This window comes from Nocardioides sp. NPDC127514 (genome assembly GCF_040302125.1).
GTDB lineage: Bacteria > Actinomycetota > Actinomycetes > Propionibacteriales > Nocardioidaceae > Nocardioides.
Window position 1 is genome coordinate 90170 of record NZ_JBEORF010000012.1, and the last position, 20843, is coordinate 111012.

General features: G+C 67.3%; 18 protein-coding genes. 10 read left to right on the forward strand and 8 right to left on the reverse strand.

From position 1 onward, the window contains the following. Nucleotides 1-11: 11 nt before the first annotated feature. The 3 genes from ABTX24_RS11620 (at nucleotide 12) to mobF (ending at nucleotide 6976) form a co-directional block, all read left to right on the forward strand. Nucleotides 12-1670 carry a pyruvate, phosphate dikinase gene (locus tag ABTX24_RS11620; protein ID WP_350839789.1) on the forward strand — a complete coding sequence of 553 codons (1659 nt, stop codon included), beginning with the start codon at nucleotides 12-14 and terminating at the stop codon, nucleotides 1668-1670. Further along, entirely contained in the window at nucleotides 1671-3599 is a 1929-nt protein-coding gene (locus tag ABTX24_RS11625; protein WP_350839708.1) for an acetoacetate--CoA ligase, read from the forward strand. It abuts the gene before it with no gap. 722 nt (nucleotides 3600-4321) lie between these two features. Next, nucleotides 4322-6976 (forward strand): MobF family relaxase, encoded by a 2655-nt coding sequence (gene mobF, locus ABTX24_RS11630; RefSeq protein WP_350839710.1) that lies wholly within the window; start codon nucleotides 4322-4324, stop codon nucleotides 6974-6976. Nucleotides 6977-7019: 43 nt separating this feature from the next. Here the strand turns inward: mobF and ABTX24_RS11635 are convergent, their stop codons facing one another. The 3 genes from ABTX24_RS11635 to ABTX24_RS11645 all read right to left on the reverse strand — a co-directional run bounded on the left by ABTX24_RS11635 (nucleotide 7020) and on the right by ABTX24_RS11645 (nucleotide 8750). Then, the gene (locus ABTX24_RS11635) at nucleotides 7020-7604 is read right to left on the reverse strand and encodes a PIN domain-containing protein (protein WP_350839712.1); all 585 of its coding nucleotides are present in this window, start codon (nucleotides 7602-7604) and stop codon (nucleotides 7020-7022) included. Nucleotides 7605-7613: 9 nt separating this feature from the next. Continuing rightward, nucleotides 7614-8153: a helix-turn-helix domain-containing protein gene (locus ABTX24_RS11640; RefSeq protein ID WP_350839714.1), complete on the reverse strand. Its 540-nt coding sequence runs from the start codon at nucleotides 8151-8153 to the stop codon at nucleotides 7614-7616. A gap of 72 nt (nucleotides 8154-8225) precedes the next feature. After that, a complete protein-coding gene (locus tag ABTX24_RS11645) occupies nucleotides 8226-8750 on the reverse strand; it encodes a helix-turn-helix domain-containing protein (protein WP_350839716.1) in 525 nt (174 codons plus the stop codon). 167 nt (nucleotides 8751-8917) lie between these two features. Here ABTX24_RS11645 and ABTX24_RS11650 point away from each other — a divergent pair, with 167 nt between their 5' ends. Both ABTX24_RS11650 and ABTX24_RS11655 read left to right on the forward strand, forming a co-directional pair. Continuing rightward, the gene (locus ABTX24_RS11650) at nucleotides 8918-9169 is read left to right on the forward strand and encodes a helix-turn-helix domain-containing protein (RefSeq protein WP_350839718.1); all 252 of its coding nucleotides are present in this window, start codon (nucleotides 8918-8920) and stop codon (nucleotides 9167-9169) included. Then, nucleotides 9166-10377 carry a tyrosine-type recombinase/integrase gene (locus ABTX24_RS11655; RefSeq protein WP_350839720.1) on the forward strand — a complete coding sequence of 404 codons (1212 nt, stop codon included), beginning with the start codon at nucleotides 9166-9168 and terminating at the stop codon, nucleotides 10375-10377. The genes ABTX24_RS11650 and ABTX24_RS11655 overlap by 4 nt, the downstream gene beginning before the upstream one ends. Nucleotides 10378-10490: 113 nt before the next feature. Here ABTX24_RS11655 and glnA read toward each other — a convergent pair whose 3' ends face one another. Continuing rightward, nucleotides 10491-11912 carry a type I glutamate--ammonia ligase gene (gene glnA / locus ABTX24_RS11660; protein ID WP_160022394.1) on the reverse strand — a complete coding sequence of 474 codons (1422 nt, stop codon included), beginning with the start codon at nucleotides 11910-11912 and terminating at the stop codon, nucleotides 10491-10493. A gap of 212 nt (nucleotides 11913-12124) precedes the next feature. Between glnA and ABTX24_RS11665 the strand changes: the two genes are divergently transcribed. The 4 genes from ABTX24_RS11665 (at nucleotide 12125) to ABTX24_RS11680 (ending at nucleotide 15221) form a co-directional block, all read left to right on the forward strand. Then, nucleotides 12125-12598: an RDD family protein gene (locus ABTX24_RS11665; RefSeq protein WP_350839722.1), complete on the forward strand. Its 474-nt coding sequence runs from the start codon at nucleotides 12125-12127 to the stop codon at nucleotides 12596-12598. A 64-nt stretch (nucleotides 12599-12662) separates the two neighbouring features. Beyond that, nucleotides 12663-13445 (forward strand): SCO4651 family lipoprotein, encoded by a 783-nt coding sequence (locus tag ABTX24_RS11670; RefSeq protein ID WP_160022398.1) that lies wholly within the window; start codon nucleotides 12663-12665, stop codon nucleotides 13443-13445. Nucleotides 13446-13533: 88 nt separating this feature from the next. Beyond that, nucleotides 13534-14376 carry a class I SAM-dependent methyltransferase gene (locus ABTX24_RS11675; RefSeq protein WP_350839724.1) on the forward strand — a complete coding sequence of 281 codons (843 nt, stop codon included), beginning with the start codon at nucleotides 13534-13536 and terminating at the stop codon, nucleotides 14374-14376. A 56-nt stretch (nucleotides 14377-14432) separates the two neighbouring features. Next, nucleotides 14433-15221 (forward strand): hypothetical protein, encoded by a 789-nt coding sequence (locus ABTX24_RS11680; protein WP_350839726.1) that lies wholly within the window; start codon nucleotides 14433-14435, stop codon nucleotides 15219-15221. Nucleotides 15222-15353: 132 nt separating this feature from the next. Here the strand turns inward: ABTX24_RS11680 and ABTX24_RS11685 are convergent, their stop codons facing one another. From ABTX24_RS11685 to lipB, 3 genes are all read right to left on the reverse strand, one after another. Next, complete coding sequence (locus ABTX24_RS11685) at nucleotides 15354-16064, reverse strand: DUF4191 domain-containing protein (RefSeq protein ID WP_350718309.1); 711 nt, start codon at nucleotides 16062-16064, stop codon at nucleotides 15354-15356. Nucleotides 16065-16094: 30 nt separating this feature from the next. Next, nucleotides 16095-17042, reverse strand: coding sequence for a lipoyl synthase (gene lipA / locus ABTX24_RS11690; RefSeq protein WP_160022404.1), 948 nt, complete (start codon nucleotides 17040-17042; stop codon nucleotides 16095-16097). An 83-nt stretch (nucleotides 17043-17125) separates the two neighbouring features. Further along, nucleotides 17126-17863, reverse strand: a complete 738-nt coding sequence (lipB, locus tag ABTX24_RS11695; protein ID WP_350718307.1) for a lipoyl(octanoyl) transferase LipB — start codon at nucleotides 17861-17863, stop codon at nucleotides 17126-17128. Nucleotides 17864-18050: 187 nt separating this feature from the next. Here lipB and ABTX24_RS11700 point away from each other — a divergent pair, with 187 nt between their 5' ends. Further along, the gene (locus tag ABTX24_RS11700; RefSeq protein ID WP_350839728.1) at nucleotides 18051-18797 is read left to right on the forward strand and encodes a DUF6612 family protein; all 747 of its coding nucleotides are present in this window, start codon (nucleotides 18051-18053) and stop codon (nucleotides 18795-18797) included. A gap of 68 nt (nucleotides 18798-18865) precedes the next feature. Here ABTX24_RS11700 and sucB read toward each other — a convergent pair whose 3' ends face one another. After that, a complete protein-coding gene (gene sucB, locus ABTX24_RS11705) occupies nucleotides 18866-20656 on the reverse strand; it encodes a 2-oxoglutarate dehydrogenase, E2 component, dihydrolipoamide succinyltransferase (protein WP_350839730.1) in 1791 nt (596 codons plus the stop codon). Nucleotides 20657-20843 lie beyond the last annotated feature (187 nt).

Sequence of the window (20843 nt, forward strand, 5' to 3'; positions counted from 1 at the left end):
CGGGCGCGATGATGATCTATCGAGTCGGAACCGACCACGACCCGGGGCGAGCGACGACGGGGGGCAAGGCGGCGAGCCTTTTTCGAATGACGGGACTCGACCTGAACGTTCCCGCAGCGTTCGTCATACCCACACAGGTGTGTCACGACTATCTCGAGCATGGTGCCCTGAACGAGCAGGTCCTCGCGGAGATCCGCCGCGGAGTCGGCTGGTTGGAGTCGGAGATGGGAAGAACCTTCGGCGGCCCAGATCCGCTCCTCGTCTCCGTCCGATCGGGAGCTGCGATCAGCATGCCCGGGATGATGGACACGGTCCTCAACCTCGGCATCAACGATCGTGTCGCCGCCGAGCTGGCCCGAAGCTCGGGGGACGATCACGCACGAGAGACCCTCAGGCGATTCCGATCCTGCTACCGCAGCGTCGTCCTCGACGGTGGCGACGGCAAGATCCCCGACGACCCTTGGGAGCAGCTCACAAGCGCAGTCGGGGCGGTATTCGCATCATGGAACAGCCCCCGAGCAGTCGCTTACCGGAATCGCGCCGGGATATCGCACGAACTGGGCACGGCGGTGACGGTGCAGGCCATGGTTCTCGGCCACCGTGACGAGAAGTCCGGCACCGGTGTGGTGTTCAGCCGCGACCCGTTGTCAGGGGAACGCACGCTATTTGGCGAGTGGCTTCCCAGTGCTCAGGGTGAGGCTCTGGTCGGGGGCGAGGTGAACGGCCAACCGTTGAGCGCCCTTCGTGAGGTGCTCCCCGACGCTTATGCGGAGCTGGCGGCTGGCGTTGAACTCCTCGAACGGACCGGCCGTGACATCCAGGACGTCGAGTTCACCGTCGAGTCCGGGAAGCTGTGGCTGTTGCAGGCGAGGTCGGCCAAGCGATCCGCACTGGCGGCGGCACGGTCGGCAGTGGAGATGGTCACCGAGGGGCTGATCGAGCCCCTGACCGCGCTCGACCGGGTGACCGCCGACCAGGTTCGCGCTCTCGCGCGCCCCGTGATCGGGGAGAGCACCCGGCGCGAGGCCGTCGAATTGGCGAGCGGAGAACCGGCCTGTCCTGGCGTTGGGATCGGCCTTGTCGCGGCGAGCTCGGCCGAGGTCGAGGCAGTCACCAGCGAAGGCACCGACGCCGTGCTGGCCCGCGAGTCGACCAGTCCGGAGGAGTTCATCGGCATGTCCTTGGCAAACGGTGTCATGACAGGGGTCGGCGGAGCGACGTCGCACGCGGCCGTCGTCAGCCGCGAGCTCGGTGTGCCCTGCGTCGTCGGATGTGGCGCGGGAACAGTCACCGCCCTCGCGGGACGGGTCGTCACCGTCGACGGCACCACGGGCAAGGTGTACGACGGCGCGCTCCCGCTGGAGACCTACGACGAGACCACGGACGAGAACCTTCAGATGCTGTTCTCCTGGGCGAGAGAACTGGCCCCACTGCCGGTGCTCCACCCGGACGAGGTCCCAGACGGGGTCGAGGTCCGTGATCTCACCGACGGGCCGGGGCAAGGGGCGTGGGCCGCACGATCGGCCGTGTTCGACGAGCCAACAGATTCCGCCACCGAGGTTGCCGAAGCACTTCGGCTCGGCGCGTCGGCCATTGTGACGACCGGACGACGCCTGCCTCTACTCCTCGAGGTGTTGTCCAGCAGCAACATCGCGATGGCGAGTCACTGAATGAGCGAGATGATGGTCAGCGGCCCGGTCCTTTGGGATCCGCCACTTGACGGAACGTCCCGAATCGAGCGATACCAGACCTGGCTCGGCCGAGACGGCAACTATGACGAACTGTGGGAGTGGTCGGTCAGCGACCTCGACGGATTCTGGTCGAGCATCTGGCGTTACTTCGAGCTCCCCGGCGAGCCTCAGCCGGCACTCGAGGAGATCACGATGCCCGGCGCTGTTTGGTTCCCGCATGCACGGCTCAACTATGCCGAGACGATGTTGCGGATGCCCGGACGCGGACCCGATGAGGTGATGGTAGTCGGCCGGTCGCAGTCGCGGCCCGACGTACGACTCACCGCCGGGGAGCTCCGTGCCCAGGTCGCCGCGGCCCGAGCAGGCCTGATCCGGGCCGATGTGCATGCCGGGGACCGCGTTGCCGCCTATGCCCCGAACGCACCCGAGACCCTGGTGCTCATGCTGGCCTGCGCCAGCATCGGCGCAGTCTTCACGTCGTGCCCACCGGAGTTCGGAACGCAGTCGGTCGTGGATCGCTGGCGACAGATCGAACCGGTCCTCCTGCTCGCTTGCGACGGATACCGGTACGCCGCCAAGCGCATCGACCGGCGCGACCAGGTCGCCGAGATCCGCAATCAGGTTCCGAGCATCCGGACCACGGTATGGATCGGATACCTCGACCCCGGCGCACCGACCCCTCCGGGTGACCAGTCCTGGGACGACCTCCTCGCCGAACCCGGGGAGCTAGCATTCGAGCCGCTGCCCTTCGACGCTCCGCTCTACATCCTGTTCTCCTCGGGCACCACGGGTCTGCCCAAGCCGATCGTGCATGGCCACGGAGGAATCACACTGGAGCACCTCAAGGCGCTCGCCCTTCACCACGACCTCGGACCTCGCGACACCTTCTTCTGGTTCACCACCACGGGCTGGATGATGTGGAACTTCCTCGTCTCTGGCCTGGGCGTAGGGGCCACCGTCGTCCTTGTAGATGGCGATCCACTCGAGCCGGACCCCGCCCAGCTCTGGAGGATGATCGACGAGTTGGCGATCACCGCCTTCGGCTGCAGCGCGCCATACATCATGGCATGTCGAAAGCTCGGGGTGGCGCCCCGCCAGATCGCCTCGCTCCAGACGTTGCGCTTGATCGCTACGACGGGCGCGCCGTTGCCGCCGGCGGGCTATCGCTGGATCACCGAAGCCGTCGCTCCGGTACCCATCGCAAACATCTCTGGTGGAACCGACGTATGCACGCCGTTCCTCGGCTGGGCACCCACGCTTCCGGTTCGCGCCGGCGTCATGTCGGCCAGGCTGCTCGGATGTGCCGTGGAGGCCTTCGACGATGAGGGACAGTTGGTGCTCGGCCGAGTCGGCGAGCTCGTCATCACCAAGCCCATGCCGTCGATGCCCCTGGCGCTCTGGGGCGACCACAGCGGTCAGCGATACCGGGAGACCTACTTCTCGCGCTATCCCGGTGTGTGGTGTCACGGCGACTGGGCAGTCATCGGCGCCGATGGCGCCGTCGAGGTGAGCGGCCGCAGCGACGCCACGCTGAACCGCGGTGGTGTACGCCTAGGTACAGCCGAGTTCTACGCAGCGATCGAAGAACTGCCGCAGATCGCGGACAGCCTCGTCGTTCACCTTGCCTCCGATGGCGAGGACCAGCTCGTGCTCCTCGTCTCAGTGCGCGAGGGAACCGATCCTGAACCTCTCGAGGCAGCTCTGCGCGACGTTCTGCGACGGCAGCTCTCCCCACGACACGTGCCCGACAGGATTCACGTCATCAGCCGCATTCCCCGCACCCTGTCCGGAAAGCGGCTTGAGATTCCGGTGAAGCGGATCCTGCAAGGGGAGGATCCGGAGGCTGTCGTCGCGATCGGCGCAATCACAAGCCCTGAAGCACTCCAGGAGATCGTGGGGATTCGATGACGGCTGTGACGACTCCCCGTGGGTCGATTCAGTGCACACAGGGCTGTGGCCTCGAGATCGGCGAGGGGAATCCGAACTGATCGCGGACCGAATCTGTGTGCGGGAAGTGCTCCGCGGTGATTCGCCGTCGAAGTGTCCTGACCGACTGCCCGACGTACTCAGCGGGTCTGAAAGGCTGAGATAGGAATCTTCAGCAATCGTGGCGGGGATCCTGCTCATACGTGCGGTCCTCCCCGGTGGGCGGTGAGGTGCAGAGTCGTTCTGCGTCTGTCGCAGAAAGGTGCACGATGACCGCTTGCCAGGCGGCTGTTAGGGATCTGTGCGCGGAGGAACTTGGCTGCTGGAGAGGCTTGCGCCAGAGCCGATCCGCGCGGCACGAACGACCTGTCCGTAGTGGATCGCCCGCGACTCGCCCTTGCGGTGATCTCCGATGAGTGAGTCCTCGGGGCTTCGCGAGCAGAATTTCGGTTGATGACGACCTTCGACGAACACTGACGTGCCCAAGAAATCGACCCCTGATCAGGAGATACGACACTTCAAAGCCATCGGCACGCATGCTACGAAGATAGGGAGCAACTCGGCCGCCTTCGGGCGGCCGACCCGCATTTTCAGGGTACTTGACGGTTGTCGACGACCGTCGCTGGAGCCGCCTGGAGATGTCCGCCGCCCGAGGAGCAAGGGGGTATGTGATGCATGGCGGGATCAAGTTCTACAACGGGCCAGTGAAAGCGGCCAGAAGCTACCTGGAGAAGGACCACGCCCGGGCCGATGACTACTACCTGGCCGATAGGGGCGGCCTCGCGGAGCGCATTGGTGCCACTCCGGACGGCGTGGTTGACCATGGATCGATGGACGGTGGGACCTACGAGCGGTGGGTGGCCGGTTATGACGTTGAGACCGGCGTCGCGAAGGGCCGGCTGATCAACGACGGCGGAAAGCGGCCGCCGGTCCGGTTCGTCGAGGTGATTGTGAACGGTCCGAAGACCTGGTCGCTGGCTGCCGCGTTACATCCCGAGATCGGAGCAGCTTACGACGCCGCCCAACAACGGGCGGCACAGGAGATCATCGGCTGGGTCGCTCAGCATGCGACCACCCGGGTCGGGCCGAGGGATCGGCAGGTGCAGGTGCCAGTCGCCTCGATCGAGGCGGCGGTGATCCGGCATTTCACCTCCCGTGCTGGTGACCCGCACCGTCATCTCCATCTGCAGATCAACAGCCGTGTCTTCGCCGAGGGCAAGTGGCGGGGGCTGCACACGGTCGGGACGCGGGAGAGCATCGCTGCGATCAACGGGATCGGCCATGCGGTGGTGATGAGCGACCCTGAGTTCCGGCGCGTGCTCGCCGCCCACGGGTACACGCTGGACCGGGCGACCGGTGAGGTCAATGAGCTGTCCAGGTTCGTCGGAGAGTTCTCCTCGCGGGCGGAGCAGATCAACGGCAACGTGGCGCGGTACGAGGCGCAGTGGCGGGAGGAGCATCCCGGGGACGAACCCGGTCCTCGCCTGCGGCGAGCATGGGATCGGCGGGCGTGGGCGGATGCTCGCCCGGACAAGGTTGCTCCGGTCGATGGAGCCGAGATGGCTCGCCATTGGATCGACGAGTTGTACGCGCTCGGGCACCGCCCACCGCGGTCATCGGTGTCATTGTCTGTGACGGCGATCGGGACGCTCGATCGGGATCTGGCGGCAGGGCTGGTCGTGGACCGACTGGGAGCGAAAGCCTCGGCCTGGAACGCCGCGGACATCCGCGGCGGGGCTGAGGTGCTGATCGCCGAGGTCGGCGTCGTCGCCGAACCGATGGTGCGTCGGGAGTTGGCGGAGGACATCACGGCCCGAGCGACCAGCCAGTGCGAGCCCCTGCTCTCGCGTACCGATGTGCCCGAGCACGTCCGCGCACTCACGTCCCATCGGGTGCTCGCTGTCGAGGCCGAGCTCAACGATCGCTTCGCCCGACGTGCCGAGGTCGAGGCGCGCACGGGTCGTCTGGGACAGGCACCGGATCTCGATCCTGCGCAGCGCAAGGCCGTCAACGCGTTGATCGGGAGCGGGGCGCTGTTGGTGATCGAAGGTGCCGCTGGCTCGGGCAAGACGAAGACGCTTGCCACGGCTTCGGCAGTGCTGAGAAGACAGCGAAGACGGATGATCGTCGTCACCCCTACCAAGAAGGCGGCCATGGTCGCCGGTCGCGAGGTCGGTGGCGCGGCGTCCTCGGCGGCCTGGCTGGCCTACCAGCACGGGTTCCGGTGGGACGAGGATGGTCACTGGGGACGCGTCGCGACCGGGACCGACAACGCAGGGATCCCGATCGCTCGACACGCCCGCGTGAGACCGGGCGATCTGCTGCTGGTCGACGAGGCCGGCATGCTCGACCAAGACCTGGCCCGGGCATTGCTCATCATCGCCGACGAGTCACATGCGCGGGTCGCTCTCGTGGGCGACCATCACCAGCTCCCGGCCGTCGGACGTGGCGGCGTGCTCGACCTTGCCGCTCGGTGGGCCAGTGGGAGCACCCATCTCACCCTCGACGTAGTCCACCGCTTCAGCGACCCGACCTACGCCGCGCTGACATTGAAGATGCGCGACGGCGTGGACGCGTACGGCGTCTTCGAGCAGCTGGTGATGCGCGGAGACGTGGTCGTCTATGCCAGCGAGGTCGAGCGTCGTCATGCGCTCGCCCGGATCGGTGCCGATGACCAACCGCCCCTTCTGCTGGCGGACACCCGTGAGGAGGTGGTCGCGCTCAATGACGCGGTCCGGCAGCGACGTGAGGCAGAGCCGCGATGGGGTGCGGGGGCGGTGGTGACCGGCGCGGGGGAGAAGATCGGCGCCGGTGACCGGATCGCTACGCGGCGCAATAGCCGCGACCTCGACGTCGCCAACCGCGACTGCTGGACCGTGACCGCAGTCGATCGCCGGGGTGGACTCCGCATCAAAGGCCCGGCAGGCGCGCGCCATCTGCCGGCCGACTATGTGAACAGATACGTCGAGCTCGCCTACGCGAGCACTGTCCATGGGGCTCAGGGTGAGACCGTCGACACCGCCCATCTCCTCATCGGCGAACACACCGGTGCTGCGGCGGCGTACGTCGGCATGACCCGCGGCCGCCGACGCAACGTCGCGCACCTGGTTGCGGAGGACCTGGAGGACGCATGCCGTCAGTGGGTCGAGGTGTTCAGCCGCAACCGCGCTGATCTCGGGCCTGCACACGCGGCCGAACTGGCGGCCGAGGATATCGAGCGCTACGGCCCGAACGCCGCACGGCGCTATCTCGGGCGACCGAGCCGGCTGCGTCCCGAATACGAGCGGTCCCCGGCCGCCATGGGAGCACCGCCGCAGAGGACGTCGCCCTCGTCCCAAGAGCGTGGCATCGGCATGTGAGCCTCGTGCTCATGACGTTCAGGTGACGTCGTCGGTCGACGACTCAGTTCTCTTCAGAGATGAGAGGGCGAAGCAGAGCGTCGACATCCTTCATCCCGTATCGGGTGGCCAGGACGTCGAGCAGGTCGAGGCTCGTACGTGGTGGGTTCCGGTACCGTGCGGAGATGGCGCGGAGCGCGGTGGCGGCAACCGCCGGGTCCGCCTCGACGGTCGTGGCTGCGAACTCCTTGGCGGTCAGCGCCTCGATCCCGGCGGGAAGCAGCCGGGCGGGGAAATGGCGCAGGTTGTCGGTGACGATCGAACTCGCTCCGCCTGCCACAGCGGCGGCCAGCACGTGCTCGTCGTCGCGGTCGGGGAGGCCGAACGTGCCGTCGAGTGGCTCCCATCCGGTCACCAGGGCATCGTCGAAGGCGGTGCGCATCACCCCGACGAGCCGTGCGGCTGAATCCGCCGCGGCATCTGGATCGGTGCCGCGCCGGGTCAGCTTGAGGGATTCGTGATGCTCGAGTTCTTCGAGGATCGCATCGCTCCACAGTGGCCGATACATTCCGAACGCGACCATCGAGAGCAGGAAGTCGCGCTGAAGACTCGGCCACAACACGTTGGTGTCGAGAACGGCGGTTCGCACGTAGCCTCGTCAGCTCTCGGCGCGCGCGCGTCGCCGTTTGCCAACCTCGGCCCGGACCCGCCGGATCTGCTCGGCGACAACTTCAGGGTCCTCGTCCAGGTCGAGGTCGCCCGTCGAGGTCTCGAAGATCGCTTTCAGCTGGGCCTCACGACGCCGTGTGCGGTAGGCGAGGAGATCGTCGAGGCGGATCAGGCGCCGCTTCGCGCCGGGCGTCTCGGCTGGGAGTGCGCCGTCGTCGATGAGCTTGACGACCGTCGGTCGGCTCAGGCCGAGCAGGTCTGCAGCCTGCTGGGTGGTGAGCAGCTGGTGCTGCGGTGCGATGGTCACGGCTTTGCCGGCTGCCAGCGCCTCGACCACCTGGGTGAGTGCTCGGTAGACGGGGTCGGGCAGATCGACGTGATCGTCGCCGTCGGAGCCCAACGACAGGTGCTGGTCTCCGGAGCCGGCCGAACGCCGGGACTCGTAGGCCTTGATGAAGTCGAGGACATCTGCGAGAGCGTCGGTGGCGGAGGCCACGTACGTCTGCTGGTCGAGCGGTTCTGCGGTCATGTCAACACCCCTTTCGAAGTAAGCGTAACTCGCTTTCGTTTCTTTCGAAAGTGCTCGAGTCCAGTGGTCGGCTCAGCCACGCTCCATCGGTCCGTTCGCCGCGGCTTCGATGAGTGGGGCCCATGCTTGCTGAAGCCGGGGCGGCAGGGTGAGTTCGTCCCACAAGTCGACCAGGAGAGCGCCGTCGACCCAGCGGACAATCCGGTCCGCGCGGCCCTTGGTCAGCACGTTCTCGTACAGGCGACGCCGGTCGGGACGTTTGCGCAGGTTCCAGATGGCCTGGTCGGTGCCTTGCGTGTAGTCGGGGAAGGTGACTGTCGCGAAACAGTTCGGGACCTCGACTCGCCAGAGCCGGTCCGGCACTAAATAGCCCTCGGTCCGGGTCTCCATGACCGCGCCGAAGCGCACCTGCGTGATCATGCCGAGGTCGTAGCCCGCTGCCAGCATCAGCCGCTCGGTCACCTTGAGCGACGGTGACTTCAGACCGCGCTCGTAGGCCGACAGGGTCGACTGCGACGTACCAGCCCGACGGGCGAGCTCCACCTGGGTCAGGCCGCTCGCGCGCCTGGCCTCCTCGATGATCGTCGGCCGGTCCATTGGCAGCAAATTACCCGATCGGAGATATTTCGGCGACGCCGTGGGGAGCCCTGCACACCTACCTGCTGAACCAGCTCCTTCCGGCGACGGTTGGCCGCAACCCGCATTGACCGCTCGCGACCGGCAGAACGCCTTGGGGAGTATCCACACCACTACCGGAGGTAGGCATGACCAGCATGAACGTCCCGTTCCCCGAGCGGGACTCCGAAGAGCTCCTCACCCTGACCGAGACCGCTGAGATCCTCAGGGTCCCGGTCAACACGCTGCGCTGGTGGCGCCAGCTCGGCACCGGCCCGTGCTTCTTCAAGATGGGCCGCCGGCTCGTGACCACCGTTGGCGACGTCCGCGGCTACATCCGACAGCAGCGCCTGGCCGACAGGCCCGACATCCTTCCCGTCGGACGAGGGAGGCGCGCATGAACCTGCAGTACCGCCGCCAGCGAGGAGCCGTAGAGGACCGCTGGCGCAAGCGGGTCAAGGACGCCGACGGAAGCACGACCGAGGTGCCGTCCGCGGTCGCAGGCAAGGTCACCCGCTGGCGTGCACGCTACGTCGACGCCGCCGGCGAGGAGCGCACCCGGCACTTCCACCGCAAGGCCGAGGCGCAGGCCTGGCTCGACCAGCAGATCGCCTCCGTCGTACGCGGCGACCACGTCGCCCCGAAGGACGCCAAGCTGACCGTGGGGGAGTGGGCTGAGCGCTGGCTGGCCGGCTACGGCACCCGGCGCAAGTCGACCGTCACCCAGGCCAGGACGCACCTGAAGCTCATCAAGGAGGAATTCGCCGCGGTGCCGCTCAGCGCAGTCCGTCCTTCCGATGTCCGCGCCTGGACGTCGGTGCTCAAGGCCGAGGGGTACGCAGACTCCTACGTCTACGCCCTTCACTCCCGCCTCTCGCAACTGTTCACCGACGCCGTCCACGACGGCTTGGTCCCGCGCAACCCGTGCTCGCGGCGTACGTCTCCGGGGATGGGCAAGCAGCGGCCCTTCGTGGCCACCACCAGCCAGGTCTGGGCGCTGTACGAGCAGTTCCCGGTCGGTGTACGCCAAGCGATCCTGCTCGGCGCCCATGCGGGGCTGCGGCTCGCCGAGGCTGCGGCGCTGCGCCCGTCCGATGTCGACTTCAAGCAAGGCCTCATCAAGCCCGCGGTCCAGTGGCCCGAGGACCCGTTGAAGTCCGACATGAGCCAGACGCCGATCCCGATCCCCACCCAGATGGTGCGTGAGCTCGCGACCGCGGTGAAGCGGGCCAGGGGGCGCAGCATCATGACCGACGAGTGGGGCAACCCGGCCAGCCCGTGGACCGTCGAGCGGGCGATGCGTGCCGCTCGTGAGAAGGTCAAGGGACTGCCGGAGGATTTCCGCTTCCACGACCTGCGCCACTACTTCGCCTCGCTGCTCATCGCCTCCGGCCTCGACGTCAAGATCGTCCAGGCGAGGCTCCGGCATGCCTCGGCGAAGACGACCCTCGACACCTACGGCCACCTGTGGCCCGACCGCGACGACACCTCTCGCGCCGCGGTGGCGAAGGTCTATCACCAACGACCCTTAAAACGGGACCAGGATCCGCGCCAGAGGCGCGACCCGCCTCGCAGGTCGGCAGGCCCGGAGCCGCCGGGGCTCTTCTGAGGTACGTCTTCTGCGGAATCTCTGCGGAATTTCACCTTCAGAGCGAGAACGACAGTGGCCCCTGGGCCTGCAAAGATGCAGGTCAGGGGCCACATGGCGTACTAGAACGAATTCTAGATGTCGTAGTAGAGCTCGAACTCGTGCGGGTGCGGGCGGAGCTGGATCGGGAGGATCTCGTCGTTGGTCTTGTAGTCGATCCAGGTCTCGATCAGGTCGGGGGTGAAGACGTCGCCCACGGTGAGGAAGTCGTGGTCGCTCTCCAGAGCCGACAGGACGGCACCGAGGGAGGTCGGCACCTGGTTGATCTCGGCCATCTCGTCCGGCGGCAGCTCGTAGATGTCCTTGTCGATCGGAGCGGGCGGCTCGATCTTGTTCTGGATACCGTCGATGCCGGCGAGGAGCAGGGCCGAGAAGGCGAGGTACGGGTTCGAGGACGGGTCCGGGAACCGGGTCTCGACGCGCTTGGCCTTCGGGTTGGTGCCGGTGATCGGGATGCGGACCGCGGCGGAGCGGTTGCGCGAGGAGTAGACCAGCGAGATCGGAGCCTCGAAGCCCGGGACCAGGCGGTGGAAGGAGTTCACGGTCGGGTTGGTGAACGCCAGCACCGACGGGGCGTGCTTCAGGATGCCGCCGATGTACCAGCGGGCCATGTCGGAGAGGCCGCCGTAGCCGGTCTCGTCGTAGAACAGCGGCTCGCCGGCGTTCCAGATCGACTGGTGGACGTGCATGCCCGAGCCGTTGTCACCGAAGACGGGCTTCGGCATGAAGGTGACCGTCTTGCCGGCCTCCCAGGCGGTGTTCTTGACGATGTACTTGAACTTCATGACATCGTCGGCAGCCTTGAGCAGGGTGTCGAACTTGTAGTTGATCTCGGCCTGGCCGGCGGTGCCGACCTCGTGGTGGGCGCGCTCGACGAGCAGGCCGGAGGCCTCGAGGTTCTTGACCATCGTGTCGCGCAGGTCGGCGAAGTGGTCGGTGGGGGAGACCGGGAAGTAGCCGCCCTTGTAGCGCGTCTTGTAGCCCAGGTTGTCCGAGCCGTCGGGGTTCTTGTCGGCACCCGAGTTCCACCAGGCCTCGACGGAGTCGATCTTGTAGAACGACTCGCCCTCGGAGGTGTTGTAGGCGACCTTGTCGAAGATGAAGAACTCCGCCTCGGGGGCGAAGAACGCGGTGTCACCGATGCCGGTCGAGGCGAGGTACGCCAGGGCCTTGCGCGCGATGTTGCGCGGGTCGCGAGAGTAGGCCTCCCCGGTGATCGGGTCGTGCACGAAGTACATCAGCGCGAGGGTCTTCGCGGCGCGGAACGGGTCGATGTACGCAGTCGTGACGTCCGGGTAGAGCGCCATGTCGGACTCGTTGATCGTCTGGAAACCACGGATCGACGAACCGTCGAAGGCCATCGGCTCCAGGTTGAACGACGACACCGGCACCGTGAAGTGCTGCTGGACGCCAGGCAGGTCGACGAAACGGATGTCGACGAACTCGACCCCCTCGTCAGAGATGAACTTCAAGAGCTCGTCGTCAGTGCTGAACATCAATCCTCCTTGGCTCACCCGGGCGGGAAGAGCCAGATAGGTCTCTCGCGATCGAGGCCGGACCCTCATGGATCCGACCGTGCCACGCAAATTACGAAGGGACGGTTGCGCAGGAGTGTCGCAAATGTTTCAGGCGTGTAACAGGTTGTGTGATTTGATCGGCAACCATCCCGGATCTCACCCCTCAAGACGTTGCCGCCTACGCTTACGACGTGACCAGTTCCGCCACTCCTGCGACGCCCACTCTGCCTTATGACACCGCGAGCTGGGGCAGGCGCGTCCTGGCACTCTTCATCGACTGGCTCGCGTCGTCGCTGGTGGCGTCGGTCTTCCTCGGCGTACGGGCGCTGCCGTTCGGGTCGCTGCTCGCCGGTGTCGACCCGCGGCCGACAGACAACCTGTGGATCCTGGTCGTCTTCATCGTGCAGACGGCGGTCTTCACCACGCTCGGCGGCGGCTCCTTCGGCAAGCTCGTCACCCGGCTGCGTACGGTGCGGGTGACGGCCGGTGAGCCGGACGTACGCCCGCTCGATCCGCTGCGGAGCATCGCCCGTCAGATCCTGGTCGTCCTCGTCGTACCGCCGCTGGTCTTCCGTCCTGACCGGCGCGGGCTCCACGATCTGGCGGCGGGTACGGCGACCGTCACGCTTCAGACCTATCGACACGTGTTTCGCCGGCTTGGTTGAGCAGCTTCCGAGGGTAAGTTTGACAGGTCAGCCGCAAGCAGCGGCAAACACGAAGGGAAGCTCAATGACGCTCAACCGTACTCTCGGGCCACGTGGCCTCTGGCGCCGCGCCGCTGTGGCAGGCGTGCTGGCCGTATCGCTCTCGGGCCTGGTGGCCTGCGGTGGCGGTGGTGGGGCCGGCGGTGCCAGCGAGGGTGACTCGGTCTCGGCCGAGGAGATGACCGAGGTGATGAAGAAGGCGACCGACATCGACACCGCCCACTTCACCACGAAGATGGACGCGAAGGCGTCGGGTCAGACGGTCTCGATGACCGGCGAGGGCGACATCCAGAAGGAGCCGCCGGCGCAGCACTCCACCATGAAGATGAGTGGTGGCTCGATGAACATGGATCTGGAGACGATCCTTGTCGACGAGAAGATCTACATCAAGGGCATGATGGGCGACTCGTGGGTGACCGCGAGCACCGACGATCTCGCCAAGATGGGCGGGACCAGCCTGGAGTCGATGAGCAACCCGCTCGCCTTCTTCGACGGCATGGAGGAGTCGATCAAGTCCTCCAAGTTCGAGGGCGAGGAGAAGGTCGACGGCACCGACACCAAGCACTACAGCTTCACCGTCGACTCCGCCGGGCTCGCCGAGAGCCTCGGTGCCGACAGCACCAAGGGCATGCCCAAGACGATCGACCAGGACATCTGGGTCGACGCGGACGGCCTGCTCCGCAAGGCCGAGGTCGGCATGGGCGAGATGGGCACCGTCGAGATGCTCCTGTCCAAGCACGGCGAGGACGTGACCATCGAGGCGCCGCCGGCGGACCAGGTCACCGACATGCCGAGCATGGCCGGCTGACAGCCAGTTCGTAGGCAGCAGGGCCGGTCCCGTACGGGGCCGGCCCTTTGTCGTTTTCGGAGCACAGCATTCGTGGGACCGTGCTCCCATGACTCTCGACCCCGAAATCACCCGGCAGATCGAGGCCAACCGGGCCAACTGGGACGCGCGTACGCCGATCCACCTCGCCAGCGCCTTCTACGGCATCGACGGGTCGCGGCCCGCGGAGTCGTGGTTCGCCGACTACGAGTGGAGCGACCTCGGCGAGCTGGCCGGGTGCGAGGTCGTGCATCTGCAGTGTCATCTGGGCACTGAGACGGTGGCGTTCGCGCAGCGGGGTGCGGTGACGTACGGCCTGGACATCTCGGCCGAGGCCGTGGCCGCGGCGCGCCGGATCGCCGCCGAGCGCGGGCTGGCCGTCGACTACCACGAGGCCGACGTCCACGACGCCGTCGAGGTCCTGGGCGCCGGCCGGTTCGACGTCGTCTACACCGGCAAGGGCGCGGTCTGCTACCTGCCCGACATCGACCTGTGGGCACGGGTCGTCCACGATCTGCTCAAGCCCGGCGGCTTCCTCTATCTGGCCGAGTTCCACCCGCTCCTCGACGCCCTCGGTGAGGTGCCGGAGCCCGGTCGGGAGGACTCCCTCGAGCTGCGCCACGACTACCTCTCGGGCCGCGGCGCGATCGCCAAGGACTCGACCCACACCTACACCGACGGCCCGGCGCTGAGCACCGCCACGACGGCGTACGAGTGGCGCCACGGGGTCGGCGAGGTCGTCACCGCCCTCGCCGGAGCGGGCCTGCGGATCGAGCTCGTCCGCGAGGACGAGCGGCTGCCGTGGCCTCGCTTCCCGTCCATGGTGGCGGGGGAGGACGGCTGGTTCAGGCTGCCCGAGCAGGCGCCCCGGATCCCGCTCCTCTACGCGATCCGGGCACGCCGGTCCGAGTGACCGGTATTGGTCGTGCAACGCTTCTGCGACTTCGCCCTCGCGTCGGGGAGTGATGTGTGACCATCCAGGGACTGTTCGGTGATGGCAAGGTGATGGGGGCGTTGCGGGTGCACAAAGATCGTCGATTGACGTATTCACTGGTCGGACCTGCAGCCGTATCCATGTGCGCTGTCGCGTTGGTGGGATGTGGTCAGGAGGCCTCTACCTCCTCGCATACATCCACTGACGTACTCAAGAGCTCGCTCGAGCAGATCGAATCAACTCACATGAAGATGTCGATGAACGTTGGTCCGACGCCCGACGAGGCGATCTATGTCTCGCTGGATGCCAAAGCCACGGTAGGGGATGAGGCGCCCTCACAGGCGAGATGGAGTTTCGCCGGCATGAAGCTTGGCTCGAAGGTCGTCGACGTGAGGGTTCCTGACAGCGACGAGGCATACCTGAGCTACTCCGACTATGGAGCGGAAGAGAACTGGATTCGGGCGTCAAACGTCAAAGAACTCGCGTTGCGCGACGAGATCGCCCGCCCGCTGGACATGGTGGAAGCCATCGCGCGGGATCTAGACGCTGCGACCTACGAGGGCGACGATCCGTCGGGGGCGATGGAAGGTCCCAGATATCTGCTCACTCTTCCGGTCGGAGGACTGGGAGATGCGCTCGCAGGCGTCGCGGAGCTTGCGGAGGTCGACCTTCCGGAGGTGGTCGATGCGTACTTCTGGACGGACGACGAGGGCGATCCGGTCTCGATCGTGTTTGATCCGGAGGACACCGTGCCGGACTTCTCCATGCGGATCGATTTCAATAACAACGACGAGGACTTCACCGTCGAGGTTCCGTCAGTTTGAGGGTGCCGTGGGAGCGGCGCGAGGCCAGATGACGGCGATGGAACTCGACGGGGAAATGAAGTCCGGGACGTTCCGGCCCATATACCTGTGAGTAATGGACGGGAACGTCCCGGACTATCCAATCAAGAACTGTCAGCGGCCGCGGAGGTTGCCGCGCATGCCCTTCATCGAGGTCGGGACGGGGCCCTTCGGGATCGGCATGGTGCCGCGGGTGGCGTCGACGGCCTTGAGGCGGTTGAGGATGTCGGTGATCTCGGGGCCGGAGACGTTGCGGCCGATCTTGGTGACGTGCTTGGTCAGCTGAGGCAGCGGCACCTCGTCCTCACCGTTGCCGGCGACGACGGTCGTGATCGGCACCTCGGACAGGACGCGGGCGTGGGTGCGCTTGGTGCTGGCCAGCAGCGAGCGGACCTTGCTCGGGCTGTTGCCTTCACCGACGAGGACGACTCCCGGAGGACCGACCACGCGGTGGACCAGCGTCTGGCTGCGCGGCTCGACGCCGACCGCCTGGGTGACGGTCCAGCCTCGGCGGAGCATGGTCAGGGCAGCGTAGCCGCCTCCGACCTGGCCCTCGAGCCGGGCGTACATCACCTTCTGCGCGCGCCGCGAGAAGACCACCATCGCGGCGAGAAGGCCGGCCAGCAGGGCGCCGACGATCGTGAAGATCCAGGAGAAGATGCCCTCGCCGGGCAGGAACCAGAAGATCACGCCGGCGACCGCGGCGACGACCACGAAGATCGAGCCGAGGATGAGGCCGATCTTGGGGTCTGACTGCTTGGTGAGCTTGTAGGTCTCCACCATCTGCTGGCGGCGACTCATGGTGCTCGGGTCGGTCTGGGACATCTTCCTCTTTCAGTTCTCGTACGCAGGGACTCACGAAGCCACGGAGGAGGCGTCGCGCGCCTCGATCGCCTGACGGTACAGCCGACCGGCGCGGTAGGACGAACGAACGAGCGGACCGGACATGACGCCGGAGAAACCAATCTCCTCGGCCTCGGCCTGGAGCTCGATGAACTCCTCGGGCTTGACCCAGCGCTCGACGGGGTGGTGACGCACGCTCGGGCGCAGGTACTGCGTGATCGTGATCAGCTCACAGCCGGCCGCGTGCAGGTCGCGCAGCGCCTCGGAGACCTCTTCGCGGGTCTCGCCCATGCCCAGGATCAGGTTGGACTTGGTGACCAGGCCGAAGTCGCGGGCCTGGGTGATCACGTCGAGGCTGCGCTCGTAGCGGAACGCGGGACGGATCCGCTTGAAGATCCGCGGGACGGTCTCGACGTTGTGCGCCAGCACCTCGGGGCGGGACTCGAAGACCTCCTGGAGGAGCTCCGGGATGCCGTTGAAGTCGGGGATGAGGTTCTCGACGCCGGTCTCGGGGTTGAGTTCGTGGATCTGCTTGACGGTCTCGGCGTAGAGCCAGGCACCGCCGTCGGCGAGGTCGTCACGGGCGACACCGGTGATGGTGGCGTACTTCAGGCCCATGGTCTGCACGGACTCGGCCACGCGGCGGGGCTCGTCACGGTCGAGGTCGGTCGGCTTGCCGGTGTCGATCTGGCAGAAGTCGCAGCGCCGGGTGCACTGGTCGCCACCGATGAGGAAGGTGGCCTCGCGGTCCTCCCAGCACTCGAAGATGTTGGGGCAGCCGGCCTCCTGGCACACCGTGTGCAGGCCCTCGGACTTCACCAGCGCGGTGAGCTCCTTGTATTCGGGCCCCATCTTCGCTTTGGTCTTGATCCACTCCGGTTTGCGTTCGATCGGAGTCTGCGCGTTGCGGACCTCGAGACGGAGGAGCTTGCGACCTTCTGGGGCAGGAGCTTGAGTCACCCCACAAGGGTACGCCGCGTGGTGGTGGAACCTCGAAGGCAGGCGGCTACTGGTCGGTCACACCGATCGTCGCCGGCCGCCGCTCAGCCCAGGCTGGGGGAGAGCAGCGGGACCCGCGGAGTCTTCGCGGGGTCGGGCTTGGCTTCGAGGCTCGGGCCCTGCTCGTAGTCGCGCCAGGAGAGCATCTCCGCGATCTGCGCGTGGAGCACCGGCATCGCCTCGGCGTTGCCGATCTGCCGCCCGGCCTCGATCGAGAGGGTGGTGACCCCGGCGTCGGAGATACCGCACGGCACGAACCGCTCGTACCAGCCCAGGTCGACGTCGCAGTTGAGCGCGATGCCGTGCATGGTCACGTGCTGGCTGACCCGCAGCCCGATCGCTCCGACCTTGCGCTCCAGGCGGCGTACGCCGTCAGGGGTCTCGCCCGCGGGCAGCCACACCCCGCTGCGGCCCGGGACGCGGTAGGCGGTGACGCCGAACTCGGCGCAGGTGCGGATCATCGCCTGCTCCAGGCGGCGTACGAAGTCGACGACCTTGACCTTCTCCGGCAGCCGCACGATCGGGTAGGCGACGATCTGGCCGGGGCCGTGGAAGGTCACCTCGCCGCCGCGGTCGACGTCGATCACCGGGGCGCCGCCGGGATCAGCGGGCCGGTCCTCCGGCTTCGTACGCTTCCCCGCGGTGTAGGTCGGCGGGTGCTCGAGCAGCAGCACCGTGTCGGGCTCTTCGCGGTCGACCACGCGCTGATGGATCTGCTTCTGCAGCTCCCAGGCGTCCAGGTAGTCGATCGTCCCGACCTCAACGAAGCGCAGCTCAGTCACACCGAGATCGTACGCCCCGGGCCGAGCCGGGCGGGCAGTGCCCGGAACGGTGAACGCCGGATCGGCGGGATAACGGTTTGGCGATATCCCGGCGGAGGTAAAGAGGCTGTGCGCAGAATGCGCGTGTTTCGACTGGCCGCGCTCGGGAGCGATCGGTCTTCGGATCAGTCTTGAAAGGCACCCAGACGTGCGTACCACCCAGAACCGTCGCCGCCTCGCGGCGGCCGTCCTCGCCCTGACCGCGACCTGCACCGTTGCGGCATGTGGTGAGACCGGCAGCGACGCGAGAGACACGGCTTCCGCGGCCGATGCCGCACCTTCGATCGAGCCCGGCACCACGCTGTCGGCGTCCGAGGCCATGAAGGTCGTGAAAGCGGCCGCCGCGTCCATGTCGACAGTCCACGTCGACATGGAGATCAACGCCGTCGAGGAGGGCGAGAAGATCGCCGGAACCGGCGAAGGCGACTATCAGCAGGACCCGATGGCCTTCCACGTGAAAGGCGAGATCAGCGGCGACGACGGACCGAGCACGGTCGAGTTCGTCACTCTCGACGACATCGCGTACGCCAGCATGGATGGCGAATGGGTGATGGGCGGGTTCGCCACCGTGATGTCGGCGATGATGCCGTCGCCCAACCTCTTCCTGGACTCTGTCACCCACGCGATCTCTGCGGACACCACGACGTACGTCGGGCAGGCGACGATCGACGGTGTCGACACCGCTCACTACACGTTCGATGCGGGCGAGTCGGACTTCGGGGCGGAGGGCTCCACCGTCGATCTCAACGTCGACTCCGAGGGTCGGCTGGTGCGCATGAAGATGGATGGCGGGGACTCCGGAAACATCGTCTTCGACCTGTCCGCTCACGGTGAGCCCGTGACCATCGAGAAGCCGAGCGGCAAGATCACCGACATGTCCGACATGGACCTGTAGTCGTCACCCCGGTGAGATGACGAGCGGCGCGGCCCCCGTGGGGACCGCGCCGCTCGTTGCTTACCGGCTCAGAGCTCGAACTGAGCAGCCTCGAGGCGCTTCTTGACGTCCTGGAGGAAGCGGCCGGCGTCGGCGCCGTCGACCAGGCGGTGGTCGTAGGTCAGCGCGACGTTGACCATGTAGCGCACCGCGATCGTCTCGCCGAGGTCCGGGTCGTCGATGACGACCGGACGCTTCACGACAGCACCCGGGCCGAGGATGGCGACCTGCGGCTGGTTGATGATCGGGGTGTCGAAGAGCGCACCGAACGAACCCAGGTTGGTGATCGTGAAGGTGCCGCCGGAGAGCTCGTCCGGGGTGATCTTGTTGTTGCGCGTGCGGTCGGCGACGTCCGCGATCTTCTTCGCGATGCCGGCGATCGAGAGGTCGCCCGCGTCCTTGACGACGGGGGTCAGCAGACCCTTCTCGGTGTCGACGGCGAAGGCGATGTTCTCGCGGTCGTAGTAGGTGACCGTGCCGGCCTCGATGTCGATCCCGGCGTTGAGCTTCGGGTGCACCTTGAGTGCGTCGATCGCGGCCTTGGCGAAGAACGGCAGGTAGGTCAGCTTGACGCCCTCGCGCTGCAGGAACCCGGCCTTGTTGGCCTCACGGAGGCGGGCGATGTTGGTGACATCGACCTCCATGACCTGGGTCAGCTGCGCCGCGGTGTGCAGCGACTCGGTCATCCGCTCGGCGATCACCTTGCGCAGACGCGAGATCTTCTCGGTGGTGCCACGCAGCGGCGACGGGGCCGCGGGGGCGGCGGAGGCGGCCGGAGCAGCCGAGGCCGCCGGAGCGGCGGCTGCCGGGGCAGCGGCCGGAGCCGACTTCGCGGCGGCCGCCTGGAGGATGTCCTCCTTGCGGATGCGGCCACCGACGCCCGAACCCTGGACGGTGTCGAGGTCGACGTTGTGCTGGGCGGCGAGCTTGCGTACGAGCGGGGTCACGTAGCCGCCGGGCTGGATGGCCGGGGAACCGTCGGTGGACGGCGCGGCGTGGGCGGGGGCCGCAGGAGCGGGAGCGGCCGGGGCCGGCGCGGCAGGAGCCGGAGCGGCCGGAGCCGGCGCGGGTGCGGCGGCGGCCGGAGCGGGCTCGGGCTCCGGGGCAGGAGCAGGCTCGGGCTCGGGGGTGGGCTCCGGGGCCGGGGCGGCGGGCGCGGGCTCGGCGGCCGGAGCGGCGCCGGCGTCACCGACGAGCGCGAGGACGGCGCCGACCTCGACGGTCTCGTCCTCGGCGACCTTGATCTCGAGCAGGGTGCCGGCGACCGGCGAGGGGATCTCGGTGTCGACCTTGTCGGTGGAGACCTCCAGCAGCGCGTCGTCGACGGCGACCGTGTCGCCGACCTGCTTGAGCCAGCGGGTGACGGTGCCCTCGGTGACCGACTCGCCCAGCGCGGGGAGAGCGACCTCGGTGGCGTTGCCACCGGCGGCGGGCGCCGGAGCGGCAGGCGCGGCGGGCTCGGCGGGAGCCTCGGGCTCGGCCGGAGCCGCCGGAGCCTCGGGCTCGGCGGCGGGGGCGGCAGCCTCCGGCTCGGCCGCGGGCGCGGCGGGCTCCGCGGGAGCGTCATCGGCGCCGGCCTCGTCTGCAGCGCCGATGATGGCGAGCAGGCCACCGACCTCGACGGTGTCGTCCTCGGACGCCTTGATCTCGAGCACGGTGCCGGCGACCGGCGAGGGGATCTCGGTGTCGACCTTGTCGGTGGAGACCTCCAGCAGGGCCTCGTCGACCGCAACCGTGTCGCCGACCTGCTTGAGCCAGCGGGTGACGGTGCCCTCGGTGACGGACTCGCCGAGTGCCGGGAGAGTTACTTCGGTGGCCATGGGTTCCTTCGTTCTACGTCTGTTCGTTGCTCTACTTGTATGTCCGGACACGCGCGTCGCCACGACCGAGCCCGAGGGCTCGGCGAGGAGACTCCGTGAGAGAAAGGCGCATCGGTCTGGGTCGACACCTGCCCGACGCACTCATGATGCCGCCAGACGGGCGGCCAAGGGCGTCGATCACGGAGCC